Annotated in this window: 17 protein-coding genes; 5 read left to right on the plus strand and 12 right to left on the minus strand. The window is 35.2% G+C overall.

All coding sequences use genetic code 11. The features are described 5' to 3' along the window. The 4 genes from LOZ91_RS14385 to LOZ91_RS14400 form a co-directional block, all read right to left on the minus strand. Positions 1-371, minus strand: a 371-nt coding sequence (locus LOZ91_RS14385; protein WP_244783457.1) for a histone H1-like repetitive region-containing protein, incomplete at its 3' end; no start/stop codon positions are given. 294 nt (positions 372-665) lie between these two features. Then, complete coding sequence (locus LOZ91_RS14390) at positions 666-980, minus strand: BrnA antitoxin family protein (RefSeq protein ID WP_005166845.1); 315 nt, start codon at positions 978-980, stop codon at positions 666-668. Continuing rightward, positions 967-1,254 (minus strand): BrnT family toxin, encoded by a 288-nt coding sequence (locus LOZ91_RS14395; protein ID WP_047930174.1) that lies wholly within the window; start codon positions 1,252-1,254, stop codon positions 967-969. The genes LOZ91_RS14390 and LOZ91_RS14395 overlap by 14 nt, the downstream gene beginning before the upstream one ends. A 229-nt stretch (positions 1,255-1,483) precedes the next feature. Further along, positions 1,484-2,455: a helix-turn-helix domain-containing protein gene (locus LOZ91_RS14400; protein WP_004733159.1), complete on the minus strand. Its 972-nt coding sequence runs from the start codon at positions 2,453-2,455 to the stop codon at positions 1,484-1,486. A 132-nt stretch (positions 2,456-2,587) separates the two neighbouring features. Here LOZ91_RS14400 and LOZ91_RS14405 point away from each other — a divergent pair, with 132 nt between their 5' ends. Together LOZ91_RS14405 and LOZ91_RS14410 are read left to right on the plus strand one after the other, a co-directional pair. Beyond that, the gene (locus LOZ91_RS14405) at positions 2,588-3,472 is read left to right on the plus strand and encodes an MBL fold metallo-hydrolase (RefSeq protein ID WP_004733158.1); all 885 of its coding nucleotides are present in this window, start codon (positions 2,588-2,590) and stop codon (positions 3,470-3,472) included. 84 nt (positions 3,473-3,556) lie between these two features. After that, positions 3,557-4,099, plus strand: coding sequence for a cysteine hydrolase family protein (locus LOZ91_RS14410; RefSeq protein WP_005176773.1), 543 nt, complete (start codon positions 3,557-3,559; stop codon positions 4,097-4,099). Between the two features lie 119 nt (positions 4,100-4,218). Here LOZ91_RS14410 and LOZ91_RS14415 read toward each other — a convergent pair whose 3' ends face one another. The 3 genes from LOZ91_RS14415 to LOZ91_RS14425 form a co-directional block, all read right to left on the minus strand. Beyond that, positions 4,219-4,551 carry a type II toxin-antitoxin system HicB family antitoxin gene (locus LOZ91_RS14415; RefSeq protein ID WP_004812232.1) on the minus strand — a complete coding sequence of 111 codons (333 nt, stop codon included), beginning with the start codon at positions 4,549-4,551 and terminating at the stop codon, positions 4,219-4,221. Next, the gene (locus LOZ91_RS14420) at positions 4,548-4,796 is read right to left on the minus strand and encodes a type II toxin-antitoxin system HicA family toxin (protein ID WP_004812233.1); all 249 of its coding nucleotides are present in this window, start codon (positions 4,794-4,796) and stop codon (positions 4,548-4,550) included. The genes LOZ91_RS14415 and LOZ91_RS14420 overlap by 4 nt, the downstream gene beginning before the upstream one ends. Positions 4,797-4,979: 183 nt before the next feature. Next, the gene (locus tag LOZ91_RS14425) at positions 4,980-5,429 is read right to left on the minus strand and encodes a hypothetical protein (RefSeq protein ID WP_244783458.1); all 450 of its coding nucleotides are present in this window, start codon (positions 5,427-5,429) and stop codon (positions 4,980-4,982) included. A gap of 491 nt (positions 5,430-5,920) precedes the next feature. Between LOZ91_RS14425 and LOZ91_RS14430 the strand changes: the two genes are divergently transcribed. Continuing rightward, a complete protein-coding gene (locus LOZ91_RS14430) occupies positions 5,921-6,124 on the plus strand; it encodes a hypothetical protein (RefSeq protein WP_057979931.1) in 204 nt (67 codons plus the stop codon). A 253-nt stretch (positions 6,125-6,377) separates the two neighbouring features. On the opposite strand, the gene LOZ91_RS14435 is transcribed toward LOZ91_RS14430, so the two are convergent. The 3 genes from LOZ91_RS14435 to LOZ91_RS14445 form a co-directional block, all read right to left on the minus strand. Next, on the minus strand, positions 6,378-7,355 hold the full coding sequence (locus LOZ91_RS14435) for a hypothetical protein (protein WP_244783459.1): 978 nt from the start codon (positions 7,353-7,355) through the stop codon (positions 6,378-6,380). A 294-nt stretch (positions 7,356-7,649) separates the two neighbouring features. Further along, positions 7,650-7,946, minus strand: a complete 297-nt coding sequence (locus LOZ91_RS14440) for a hypothetical protein (protein ID WP_005108840.1) — start codon at positions 7,944-7,946, stop codon at positions 7,650-7,652. Then, the gene (locus LOZ91_RS14445; protein WP_244783460.1) at positions 7,946-8,587 is read right to left on the minus strand and encodes an AAA family ATPase; all 642 of its coding nucleotides are present in this window, start codon (positions 8,585-8,587) and stop codon (positions 7,946-7,948) included. Before LOZ91_RS14445 ends, LOZ91_RS14440 begins: the two co-directional genes overlap by 1 nt. A 333-nt stretch (positions 8,588-8,920) precedes the next feature. Between LOZ91_RS14445 and LOZ91_RS14450 the strand changes: the two genes are divergently transcribed. Together LOZ91_RS14450 and LOZ91_RS14455 are read left to right on the plus strand one after the other, a co-directional pair. Beyond that, complete coding sequence (locus tag LOZ91_RS14450) at positions 8,921-9,928, plus strand: replication initiation protein (RefSeq protein WP_005108838.1); 1,008 nt, start codon at positions 8,921-8,923, stop codon at positions 9,926-9,928. A 52-nt stretch (positions 9,929-9,980) separates the two neighbouring features. After that, positions 9,981-10,265 carry a hypothetical protein gene (locus LOZ91_RS14455; RefSeq protein ID WP_244783461.1) on the plus strand — a complete coding sequence of 95 codons (285 nt, stop codon included), beginning with the start codon at positions 9,981-9,983 and terminating at the stop codon, positions 10,263-10,265. 54 nt (positions 10,266-10,319) lie between these two features. On the opposite strand, the gene LOZ91_RS14460 is transcribed toward LOZ91_RS14455, so the two are convergent. Continuing rightward, positions 10,320-11,720, minus strand: coding sequence for a surface lipoprotein assembly modifier (locus LOZ91_RS14460; protein WP_005166871.1), 1,401 nt, complete (start codon positions 11,718-11,720; stop codon positions 10,320-10,322). An 89-nt stretch (positions 11,721-11,809) separates the two neighbouring features. Next, the coding region (locus LOZ91_RS14465) for a factor H binding family protein (protein WP_244783462.1) at positions 11,810-12,645 on the minus strand (836 nt) is incomplete at its 5' end.

Raw genomic sequence — 12,645 nt, forward strand, 5'->3', positions numbered from 1 at the left:
TCAGCAGCAGCCTTCTCAGCAGCAGCCTTCTCAGCAGCAGCCTTCTCAGCGGCAGCCTTCTCAGCAGCAGCCTTCTCAGCAGCAGCCTTCTCAGCAGCAGCCTTCTCAGCAGCAGCCTTCTCAGCAGCAGCCTTCTCAGCGGCAGCCTTTTCAGCGGCAGCTTTCTCAGCAGCAGCCTTTTCAGCAGCAGCCTTTTCAGCAGCAGCCTTCTCAGCGGCAGCTTTCTCAGCAGCAGCCTTCTCAGCAGCAGTCTGTTCAGTAATTACTGGAGAAGTAGATGTTGTTGAATGATTTCCACTACTACTACAAGCAGCAGTACTTAGTGCCAAAATAATAGCAGCACTTAGCTTTGTTAAATTCATTGATTGCATAGATACCCTAAATTACATTATGGATTTAATGTATAATTAATGTTTGTTTGTATTACATTACGTTTCAACTTATTATAGTAAATATCTAACTAAAAGAAATGAGTATTTTTTAAGGAAAATTTTTTTTATAAGTATTTAATTTTATAGAATAAACTATCAATATTCTCGATATTAATGAATACATGATAAATCAGATTTAACACGAGTTTTAATACTGATGGTTAAATTTCATTAAGAACCAAAAAATTAATATATGTTATTAAAATTAAAAAATTGGAGCCTAAGCTCCTATTTTTATTTATTATTTTTTAAATCTTTTAACATTGCTTCACGCAGAATTTTATTCATGCGTGTTTGATAGCCCTTCCCTTGTGCTTTTAACCATGCAAGTACATCAGCATCAAGACGAACAGAGGTTTGTTGCTTCACTGGACGATAGAATTGATTGTGGCGTACAGCATTACTCCAGTCTGTAATTTCAGGAATATCTGAGAGATCTAGCTGTTCGTCAGGAACCGTTCCCTTAGCAAGCAAGCGTTCAATTTCAGCATCTTGCTTGTCGCTGAATTTTTCATTCAGTTCTTTGCGTGAATATCTAACCATGCTCATATCTATCTCGCTCCGCCTTAGTTACTTGTCTTGCACTAATGATTCGTATGATTTCACAGTCATCTTCATCAAAGATGGTGTGAGCTACTAAGAGCATTAGTACGCCTTTTACTTTTCCAATGGTCTGCCAACGTTCTTCACCATTGGTATGTCTATCCTGAATTGAGATCCTCAGTGGATCATCAAAAACAAGGCTTGCCGTTTCGAAAGAGACATCATGTTTTTTCTGATTCTTTCGATTCTTTGCCTCATCCCATTCGAAATACTGTTCCATAAAAAACATTCAAATTTGTATATACAACAATGTATCACAAAATTGTATTACTCAAGCTGAAAAGCGTAATTTTTAGTCAGATTTATTGGCAAGAACTATCAAAACTGCTCATAAAAAAGCCGACTTGTTTCAAAATCGGCTTTTTTTGCATTTTTAGATTTTTATGATTTTATTAAGCAATTGATATTTAAGTTAATATACAAGTATACTTCGTATAACGCCCATTATGTTAAATGGGTGGATTATTTTCATTAATGATCCCAAAAGCTTTTCTCCATGCCTGAGGGCTGGTGCCATATTTTTCACGAAAATTTTTTCTAAATGACACGGTATTATTAAAACCTGAAAGCTCGGTTATCTTTTCGATAGACAAGTTTGTCGTTTCTAAAAGTTCACAACTTAATCTGATTCTTTCAGTATTCAGCCAATCGACTAGGGTCATGCCTGTCGCTTTCTTAAAATGCCGTGTGAACGTCCTGCGTGTCATATGTGTCCGTTCAGCGAGGCTTTCAATATTATGTTGTAAAGCTAAATTCTTTCTTAAAAAATCAAGTAATACATTAATTTGTGCATCTTGGCTCGATTCTGCGACTGGCTGTTCAATAAACTGAGCTTGCCCACCTTCACGGTGAGGCGGGATCACCATTACTCTAGAGACTTTATTCGCAATTCGTGCATTATAGATTTCACGTACCAAGTACAAGCAGCAGTCTAACGCTGCGCCTGTTCCAGCAGAGGTTACGATCCTTTGGTCCTCTACATACAGGGCGTCATTATCAAGCTGAACCTGTGGAAATCGTTCACTAAAATCTTGTTCAGCCATCCAGTGCGTAGCTGCTTTTTTATGGTCAAGCAGCCCTGCATATGCCAATGCATAAGTTCCATAGCATAACCCTACAATTCTAATTCCAGTCTGATATGCACAATTTAGGGCATTGATAAGTACTTCTTCAGGCTCATGATTAAAATCATCCCATCCAGGAATAATAATAAGATCCGACTCTTTAATGAGTTCGATCCCCCCATCAGGGATAATCATCATAGACTGTTCTGTTTTTACGGGTTGGCCATCTATAGAAAAAATTTTCAGATCAAATAAGCGTTTATCTTCAATCCTGATATTGAAAATGATATGGGGGATAGAGAAGTGAAATGGATTTATATTGGGATAAACGAACAATCCAATCACTGGTATAGCCATTCGGTCTACCTCTCTAAAATAATAAATATAGCATGTTGTCCCAATAGTTTCGATGATTGTCCTTAAAGACAATTTTATTGCTTAATTTTTCCTATCATGATTCGAGTATGACTAAATGATTGGATCTGGAACATGAATAAAATTTTAAGTAGCTCTGTTATTGCACTCTCTCTGGCAATGGCTTCAGTCCATTTATATGCGAATGATAAGGTGGTTCAGCGAGATACTTCTAAAGTTACGCATATACAAGAAATTCGCAATGCAACGATTAAAGTAACCTATGCTGATACGACTTTTTTAATTGACCCAATGTTTGCTAAAAAAGGATTCTATGAAGGTTTTCCTGATACTCATCGTAGCTATTTACGGAACCCATTAGTCGATTTGCCTATCAAGCCCGAAACGATTTTAGAAGGTGTAGATGCGGTAATCGTGACCCATACCCATTTAGATCATTGGGATGATGCAGCACAAGCGACTATTCCGAAAAACATGCCGTTGTTTGTACAGAATAAAGAAGACCAGAAAATCATTCAGTCACAAGGCTTCAAAGATGTTCGTGTATTAACTCAAGCGACCTTTGAAGGGATTAAGCTCACTAAAACTGGTGGTCAACACGGTACTGATGCCATGTACCGTATTCCTAAGCTTAAAGCTGGATTAGGTGAAGCAATGGGTGTGGTATTTGAAGCTGCTGGCCATGAAACTGTTTATGTGGCAGGAGATACCATCTGGCGTTCTGAAGTTGATCAAGCGATTCAAACATTTAAACCTGATGTGATTGTCTTGAATACAGGTAACGCCTTGGTTGATGGCTTTAAAGAATCCATTATTATGGGCAAAGAAGATACTTATCGTGCAACTCAGAAAGCACCAAATGCTAAAGTGGTTGCTGTTCACATGGATGCAATTAACCACATGTCAGTAACACGTGCTGAGCTTGCAGAGTACGTAAAAGACAAAGGGATTCAAGATAAGGTTTTAATTCCTATTGATGGTGAAACGCTTTCTTTCTAAAGAAACTTAAAGAAGTGGAATACTTCCACTTCTTTAAAATCCTAAGCAGAACAAAACAAATATTAGTTAAGTAAAGGAATAGATATGTCAAAATCAGCTTTATTAGTTATCGACTTACAAAATGAATATCTACCTACAGGTAAATTACCATTGGTAAATATTGAACAAGCTGCTGCTAATGCAGTGAAAGTAATTGCGAAGGCCCGTAAACAGGGTACTCAAGTGATTCATGTCCAACATATTGCTGATGCTGAATCTCCTATATTTGAACCTAGCTCAAATGGTATTGAATTTCAGGACACAGTTAAGCCGCAAGAAGATGAATCTGTGATCATTAAAAATCACATCAATGCGTTCTTAAACACGAATCTCAAAGAAATTTTAGATAGCAATCAAGTGACTGAGTTAGTCGTGATTGGTGCTATGAGCCATATGTGTGTTGATGCTGCTGTTCGTGCTGCTTCTGATTTTGGTTATAAGGTAAAAGTTATTCATGATGCTTGTGCAACACTAGACTTGGAATTTAATGGCGTTAAAGTACCTGCTGGTCATGTCCATGCAACATTAATGGCCGCTTTTGAATTTGCATATGCTCAAGTGATATCAACTGAAGATTATGTTAGTTAAAGATTAAGATTTTCTAAAATTAACATAATACACCTTATACGAAACTAAAAATGGGAGCTTTAAGCTCCCATTTTTGCTGAGTTTTTCAATTTTTAGGTAGTAGCCTAGGCTTCAATAAATTACGCACCTAAACGCATTAACTTTTCTTGAATCGCATCACTGACAAAGGCATTTAGAGAATTACTTGATGCTAAAACCGCCTTACGGTGCAATTCAGGGCTAATACGGACATTAAAAGTGCCTTTGAATGGTTGATCAGGAGATTTTCCTAGTTCAGCACATGATTCTAAATAGCCGTCTACAGATTCCTGAAAAGCTTTCTCAAGGGCTTTTAAAGTTTCCGCTTCATAGGTAATAAGATCACGAATAAAAGCAAGTTTTCCAAATAACTCACCTGTTTCAAGATCAGGCTCAATTGTTCCGAGATAACCTTTGTACTTTAAATAGCTCATAAAAATCCCTCCTGCTTGAGTGCCTGTTTTACAGCTTTCAATGCCCCACCTTTGATTTCATTTTCAGGGTGTGGTCTATGCAGTAAAATCATATGTTCAGTTTTTTCATTAAAAAACCGAACACGAGAGCCTGCCATTTCAAATTTTTCATAGCCGAGCTGGCTCAGTAAAACGACTAAATCTTTATATGGAAACGTATTTTTTGAATTTCCAAATTTTTCCAATAACTTTTCCGTTTTACCCATATTTTAGCCCTACTCAGTTACGACTAAGTATAGTCCCTTGAAATTAAAAAATGCAACTAAATTTAGTTGCATTTCATATAACCGCCATTATGTTAAATGGCTTATTCATTTATGCCATGAAGTTTCAAATTATCCTCATAACAACCAAATAAATTCTTTTTGATCTCTAAAGAAGGTTAGGAATTAGGGTTTTATTATTTTTCTGATTTTATCTATGTTATTAAGCATGTCCGGTAGCCCGCCTTCTGTTATTAAACTGTTCAATCCGAAGTTTGCATTGATATATTTCAATTCTTTTTGAATTGCAGATGTTCTTGCTGGATTACCAGCAATTGCATTAAAACCTCTTTGCGATAAGATTCTTTGATTATATTTTTTCTTAATTTCTATTGGATATATTTTTATCGAAGTTGATACTGTTGTTTGATATTGAGTAATAAAAGCTACTTGATCAATTTGTATACCAGCATTAGCTCTTTTTAATTTTTGACATAACTCATCGTACTTTTCAAAGTTCCATCCTTTATTGGCTAATTCACTGCTTAGCTCATCATCTTGGCTTGTTTCTAACAAGCATTCAGCATAAGTATTAAAACTAACTAACAATGCTACGATATAAAGGAGGTTTTTCATTATTTACCTATCGTCTTTAATTTATCTAAAATTAACATAATACACGTTATACGAAGTTAAAAAATTGAGACTATAGCCTTAATTTTTATGTATTTTTTAAAATAAAAAAGCCCAACATCCTGTTGGGCTTTTTCATATGGGGTAGTGTAAGGTATAACTCCTGTCGTACCTATCTTCCATGTTGTAGAACTTATCATTATTGTTTTTTGTTCCGGAACTTCCTGTTCCTGATGTACTCAGAATAGGTTAAACCTGGAGGATCTCATAGAGGAAATATGCCCCAAAACTTGTAGGCTTAGGCTCACAGATCCATTTCGTAGAATCGCCATTATGTTAAGTGAACAATAATTTCGTCGAATATTCAGGCTCTCAATTCTGCAAAACTTGCAGAATCTTGTCTAATTTGTAATCCTTGCGGCCAAGGGTGTCTAGCTAAGCTAAGGCAGGTGTTTGTTGTAGTCGGGCCGCTATAACGGATGACGAGTGCCTGTATGTTTAACCTAAATATCTTTAATAGGATCTCTAGCGAAGTATTGACCATCAAAAATGATCTAGAGCTGAATTCTGAGAATCAACTGATAACTAAATATAAGACTTCTACTTCTGAAGATTATAAAAAAGCAATTATTTTGATTTTTAAAGAACGTGGCTATACCAGGTTAGAAATAGGTCAGTTACTTGAAGGCCAACTGTAAAGACTTCCTAAAATTAACATAATACACCTTATAAGAAATGCTCTTTTTTATTTTATATAAATCATAAGTTTATCGTGTATCAAAAAGCCCAACTCAGCTGAGTTGGGCTTTTTTGTTGACTCTTCATGTTCCACGCTTAACTTTTGAGCAATGTTCCACGCTTTTGTTTAGCCAAAAACAATAATGACCGCATTTTATTCGGGCCAATTTCAGCCTTCCTGGACTGAAATAATGGCCCAAATAAAATGCGGTCTCAGAGGAAGATAAATATCAAAAAGAAGATCACAGCCAAGCAACCGAATCCAATTGCTAAAGCCCGCCATAAATCCTTCTGTTTTGCGTTATTTCGGCTTTCATGCAGTAGGTTCGATACTTCACTCAGTTGATGCTCAGAATTGCTTAAATCGCTTTTTAGACGCTTTGATAGCATATGTAGTTGATTTCTTTCTTGGAGAAACTTCTGCCGTTCCTGCGTGAGTTGCTCAATTTTTTCTTGGTCTTGGTGAATGACAAGGGATTCTTTTTCGGCAAGTTGTTTTTCTAGAGCCTGTTTTTCGTTTTTTAAGGCATTAATCGTCAGTTCAAGTTGCTTAATTTTTTGATTGGACAGTAGCTGATTTTGCTCCAGTTGTTCATATTCTCCTTTGATCTGAGAGAGTTCAGTCCCGAGCTGTGTAATTTGGTCATGTGCTTGCTTAAGAGGTTCTTCGGCTCTTTCAGCACGCCTTTCAAGCATTAAAACAGTTTGGAATAGTTCATCATTTTTCTGTTCTAGCTCTGCAATTCTCCACTTTGAATTATGCAATCCTTTATAGCGTCGAAGGTCTTGGAAGCGTCCTTCACCTTCTAGGAATTTGTATTCTAGAATCCGATTACGTTCTTTTAGGTTCTTATTTTCAATTTCAAACCTCATTTCACGTTCAGCCATACGGTCTAAACGACGTTTTAGGTTCTGTATTTCATTATTTTGACGAGTAAGCCGGTCTATCTGACGTTCAACTTTGTTTGTTAGGGCTGTTTTGGTCTTTAAAGTGGTTGATTCATCTTCTGCAAACTCTTTGAGATAACGACTTAACAGTGATTCCTCCAAATCAAAGGGCATGTTTAAGTCTTTTTTTAGCACTTGGATGATTGATTGATAGGTCAAACCCTCTTTTTTTAGGCGTAAAACATCGTCTAGATGATTTCTCAGCCACTTTTTCTTATTGAACGAAGGTTTATTTTTGATCACTTGAAAGCCTTAATTTTGTTGACGCTCTAAAATCGGTTTTCAACCGATTTTTTTAAGACACACCATACGCACCTTACAGGATGCCACTGAAAATAATGTGTAGTTAACTAAACTAATATCATTAATAAATATATGATTTAGATGATTAAAACAGTAATTTTTATGTAAAAACTTCCAGAAATTGCAAAAAATATTATAAGTTATTGATTTTTCAATTTAGTAGTTTTGGAAGTATTTTATAAGGAATATAGCATTAGCTGAAAATAGAAAAGCCACCGTTGAGGTGGCTCAGAATCAGTAACCTAACTCTTTCTTGATCAAATTGTGCAACTCTTCATCCGATAAAGTATTAAGTTGACTAACAGCAGCTTTAAGCATGATAGATCGGTTTGCTTTAGCAACACGACATCTAACTTTCAAATCGTTAATCTGTTCACTTACATCCTCTGTTAACGAAAAGGTATATCTTTGAAATTTAGAATTTGATGGGGTTAGTTCTTGGACATTTTTCGATGCGCCAGAAATAAAATCACTCACTAATTTTTCATTTTTAGAAGTTTGATCTTCTCTTTTTAAACCTTTTAAAGCCATTAGAGATCTCCTAAAAATTCTTTTGCAATTTGTTTAATTTCTTGCTTGGCTTTTTCATCAGATGACATTTCAAAAACGGATAATCCATTTTCATCGGCATCATCGTATATGTTTCGATTACACGTAAAATTATTTAATGGGATGAGATCAAACGATTCACATGCTTCTTTAGCATCTAAGATGCGTTGAACTTGACTCGGTAAAGTAGGACATTGAGTAATGACTGCTCTCGTATAGAGTTCAGGATTAACAGCTTTTGCAAGACGTATTAATTTTTCGACATGTACTAATGTTTTTAGATCTCGTCTTTTAGGACGGAAAGGCAAAAGCATGTGAGTGGAAACAGTCATTGCCGAACGTAATGCTTCAGAATCCTGCCCACCAGCATCAATAATAATGTCTTGGTATCGCTTCGATAAATCCATTAGGATTTGTCGAATGTTCCCTGAAGCTTGTACTGATGGAATGTTTTTTACAGCTGAATTTTCATCTCGTTCTTTGATCCAGTCAGTTGTCGTACCTTGTGGATCTGCATCGAGTAATAAGATATCTCGATTATTTGCTTGTAAATAAACTGCTAGATTTTGGGCTAAACAACTTTTTCCAGACCCGCCTTTTTCACCACCAACTAATATGATCATTTTTATTTAACTTACGTAACTTATTTAACTTAAGTATAGTCGAATAATAAGGAAGATCAATGGTTTCACACATTTAGGGATTTTACGTAACTTAAGTAATTTATGTAACTTACGTAAGTTTTTGAAAAAAGTTTTATCTTATATATGCTTTTGGGTTTGAATTGAAGTATAACTTAGATATATTGTATAAATTACAGATATGAAAAAGCCCCGATGACATACAAACTTGGCGGAATGGTGTCAATCGAGGCTTGAATCCTTAGAACATGCTTGCACATGATCTGTATTAATAATACATGGTCATTGTGTATTTGCAAATAGTGAAATAAGCAAATGCAACAATTATGTTTCCATCTTGATCAATTTAAAGACAGATTACCTAAAAAGCCGTATTGTTCGGATAATCTGGATTATGGTCTGATGATTCGACCTAAAGAAATTTCTTTAAAATATAGATATATACAGCCAAATAGCCCTTATTATTTACATTATCTTGTGTTTGATTTGGATTATGAGTCTTCATTATCAGAAATATTATATGGCTTAGTTGGAATTCCATTACCGAACTTATTAGTTGCCAATCCTAATAATGGGCGCTCACATATACTTTTTCAGTTAAAAACACCTGTTTATACAACCGATGCTAGTCGTCAAAAGCCTATCCTTTATGCAAATGCTATTCGTCAAAAATTAGGTGAGTTGTTTAATGCAGATCCAGCATATGTGAGTTTGGTATCAAAGAATCCTATCTCAAGTTATTGGCAAACCACTAGCTTGCGTGAAAAACCCTATACTTTAAGTGAACTAGCTCGAAATCTAGACTTAACATGGAAAGATGTTAATAGAGAGATTAAACAAGACGAAGCGATAGGTTTAGGGCGTAATTGTTTTGTATTCAACACGGCTAGGCATTGGGCATATAAAGAAATACGAAAATATCGAGGGAGTACATATACATCCTGGCTTGATTGTGTAATTCAGCATTGTATAGGGCTTAACCAAGGGCTTACTAACCCAATGACTTTTGGTGAAGTAAAAGGCATTGCTAAATCCATTGCACGATATTGCTGGAAAAAAGACGCCTATTGCTATCAGGAATTTATTGACCGTCAATCTAGAAAAGGGAAGTTAGGCGGTATAAAGGGCGGAGTAGTGAGATCTGCGAAATATCAGCCCTTACGTGTAAAGGCGAAAGAACTACATTTAAAAGGATTAAGTTGTCGAAAGATTGCAAATGAGTTGAAAGTATCCAAATCGGTTGTTGCTTCGTGGATAAAGTGTCCAAGTGAGCCTAAATCAGATATTAGCTCTTTGGGAACTACTTTAAACTTGTTTTCTTAGTTAGGTGTCCAAGTGAGCCTAAATCAGATATTAGCTCTTTTAGGGGTTTCTTATGTTACCTACATCTTCTTCTGTTTCAACTTTTGAATTGAAAGCTGAAAATAGCTTTATTTCTAAGTGTGACTTGATTGCACTATATGACAGCTTAGTTATTTATAGTTATAACGGTAAAGAAGACTTTGCTTATTGTAAGGAGTTATATCTTGGTGATGAGCCTTATGTAACTTTGTATTCAGTTAAATATGAGCAGAAATTTAGAAGTCTAAAGATCAAAGATTTTGATTTTATTTATGGTAAAAGCTTTGAGGATCTGAAGAAAAGCTTCGGTTTCGCATAAGAGATTTTATGTTAAATAATAAAAGGCTCTAACTGAGAGTGAGAGCCTTTATTCTTAAATTTTTTTATCTATTGTGATAAACCATGTGCCGTTATTACGCTCATAAAGTGGTAAATTGCTGTCAATTTTTTGATATCTATAATTTAACTTGGGAGTAAAACCTTTCCACTGCCATTGCTTACGCCAAGTAGCTATACCAAATTCATATTCACTGTCTTTGCGTTGAATACCATACCAAATATTATCTGCTAAAAAATTACGCTTAGAATAACGTATGTTGCTACTAATACCCAATGAGTCCCCAAAGTATAAAAAACCACTTCGTATACCTTTCTTATTGGATGATTCTGCTTCGTCCGCTAAGCGATCTTGCATCCAGTCTAAGCCACTATATATGAGTAATTTTGATTTCGGTTGATACAGCATCAATGCAGCCTGACTATTAGCATGACCATTATAATATTGTGCAAGATCTGAATCCTGATATCGTTTTTGGATAAGAGATGTATTAGCAGAAACTTGCCAACGATCTGATAATAATCGGTTATATTCTAATCCTGCACCATAGTTATGACTGTAACGACTATCACCTAGTATATTTTGCCCAATAAATGGAATTATGCCTAAGGATTGCTTAAGATCTTTATACTTGTAACCAGTATCGATACGTAAGGTTTGCTCACTAAATTCTGTATTATCCCAATAATGAATACCGTTTAATGCTGCATTAAAATATACATAATGATTGCTCATCATATTTTGTTCACGTGATGCATTCAGCGTATAACCGATACCTTCTGCCTTTTGTGGTAGTGATTCCTGATCACGTATGAAAGTTGCTTCTCCAATAGAAATCTCTTTTATACTCGATGATTGATTAACATTATCTGTTTTTTCAAAATTAAAATTTACGTTTGGTTGCCATCCTTGAGACTCTTCCATAGTACTCAATAGCTGATCTATTAATGCTTGGATCTGAGTAGGAAGAAAAGGTCTTATTGCTCTAAATTCATTTTTAGCTTCAGTATATTGTTTATTTTCAAATAACATCATGGCTAGATCAAAACGGGGATAATATAAATTTGGATTCTTTGTAATAATCGCTTTGTACATTTCTATGGCTTTCTTTTGCTTTCCTTGAAAACGATATAAAGCACCTAAGCCATACTCGTATAAAATGTGATCGTAATTATCAGTTTTTCTGTATTTATCTAGTAGTTTCTCAAGTTCTTTCCAGTCTTTATCAATAATGGCTTGATTAATATAATCTTCTAAACTTGAGTTTGGAGGTAGTGTAGAAAGCTTTAAATCTTTATCTACTGTTTTTTTAAGTAATAATTCAGGTTGAATAAATGAATCTTGCTCAAAAAATACTGTTTGAGCTGGTGGTAATTCTTGAGAAAATGCAGTGCTAGAGAATGTTACTGAAAGAATTACTACATATTTGATATTCATCAAATGGCTACCAATAGAATGACAAAAACCGTCTGAAATTATATTTAATTTCAGACGGTCTATAGATAAGTGGGGACTAAAATAAGATTTTATTTAGTAATTTCACCACGTGTACCGCCAAAGCCAACGGTATCTTTACCATTAAAAATGACTTTACCAGCGATTTCTTCAGCTTTTTTGCCATAAAAGTCTAATGAATATGTACCAGTATTTGTTAATTGTTTAGCTGTTGAAGTGATTCCAGTTCCAGAAATAGAACCTTGTTCTAGGCTAATAGTATTACCTAAGCCAGTGATTGATCCTGAGCCTAAGCGATTAGTAAAGTTGATATCATAATTAAGAATGCCATTGTTAGTAATATCAAAAGCTTTACCAACGTAAGTTGCTGTACCTATATTTGGAATAGCAGACTCTTGAGTTTTTAAGCCTTTAATATCAATGGCTAGATTAGTTGTTACAGATTGATAGTTATTAACAGTTCTATCATTTTTTGTATAATTACCTAGTACAACTGAATAAGGTTGATTATAAATTGCTGAGCCACGATAACCTATTTCAGTAACTGACTGATAGATACCGTTTACAATTGATTTCGAAGAAGATGAGCTAACTTGACTCTCTGAGCGAGTAATTTTTTCAACTGGATATAAAGAATCAGAAATATCTTTAGCAGCAGAAATTTCAGCTTTTTCAATATTAATAATAAGAGTATCTAAAGCTGTTTTAGCTGTAACGGCATCAGATTCTTTATTTTCTTCTGCATAAGCAGTAGCTTGCTGATTATTTAAACCTGCTTTTTTGGCATTATTTAAAAGAACTAGACGATTAGCTTCGATTGCAGCAGCCTTCTCAGCAGCAGCTTTCTCAGCAGCAGCCTTCTCAGCAGCAGCCTTCTCAGCAGCAGCCTTCTCAGCAGCAGCCTTCT

Origin of the sequence: Acinetobacter sp. F-1 (genome assembly GCF_022869025.1) — a bacterium.
Lineage (GTDB): Bacteria > Pseudomonadota > Gammaproteobacteria > Pseudomonadales > Moraxellaceae > Acinetobacter > Acinetobacter pseudolwoffii.

Bases quoted from the DNA above. Each gene is read 5' to 3' on its own strand.
- LOZ91_RS14390 (WP_005166845.1), bottom strand. From the start codon at position 980: ATGAGCATGGTTAGATATTCACGCAAAGAACTGAATGAAAAATTCAGC.
- LOZ91_RS14395 (WP_047930174.1), bottom strand. From the start codon at position 1,254: ATGGAACAGTATTTCGAATGGGATGAGGCAAAGAATCGAAAGAATCAG.
- LOZ91_RS14400 (WP_004733159.1), bottom strand. From the start codon at position 2,455: ATGGCTATACCAGTGATTGGATTGTTCGTTTATCCCAATATAAATCCA.
- LOZ91_RS14405 (WP_004733158.1), top strand. From the start codon at position 2,588: ATGAATAAAATTTTAAGTAGCTCTGTTATTGCACTCTCTCTGGCAATG.
- LOZ91_RS14410 (WP_005176773.1), top strand. From the start codon at position 3,557: ATGTCAAAATCAGCTTTATTAGTTATCGACTTACAAAATGAATATCTA.
- LOZ91_RS14415 (WP_004812232.1), bottom strand. From the start codon at position 4,551: ATGAGCTATTTAAAGTACAAAGGTTATCTCGGAACAATTGAGCCTGAT.
- LOZ91_RS14420 (WP_004812233.1), bottom strand. From the start codon at position 4,796: ATGGGTAAAACGGAAAAGTTATTGGAAAAATTTGGAAATTCAAAAAAT.
- LOZ91_RS14425 (WP_244783458.1), bottom strand. From the start codon at position 5,429: ATGAAAAACCTCCTTTATATCGTAGCATTGTTAGTTAGTTTTAATACT.
- LOZ91_RS14430 (WP_057979931.1), top strand. From the start codon at position 5,921: ATGTTTAACCTAAATATCTTTAATAGGATCTCTAGCGAAGTATTGACC.
- LOZ91_RS14440 (WP_005108840.1), bottom strand. From the start codon at position 7,946: ATGGCTTTAAAAGGTTTAAAAAGAGAAGATCAAACTTCTAAAAATGAA.
- LOZ91_RS14445 (WP_244783460.1), bottom strand. From the start codon at position 8,587: ATGATCATATTAGTTGGTGGTGAAAAAGGCGGGTCTGGAAAAAGTTGT.
- LOZ91_RS14450 (WP_005108838.1), top strand. From the start codon at position 8,921: ATGCAACAATTATGTTTCCATCTTGATCAATTTAAAGACAGATTACCT.
- LOZ91_RS14455 (WP_244783461.1), top strand. From the start codon at position 9,981: ATGTTACCTACATCTTCTTCTGTTTCAACTTTTGAATTGAAAGCTGAA.
- LOZ91_RS14460 (WP_005166871.1), bottom strand. From the start codon at position 11,720: ATGAATATCAAATATGTAGTAATTCTTTCAGTAACATTCTCTAGCACT.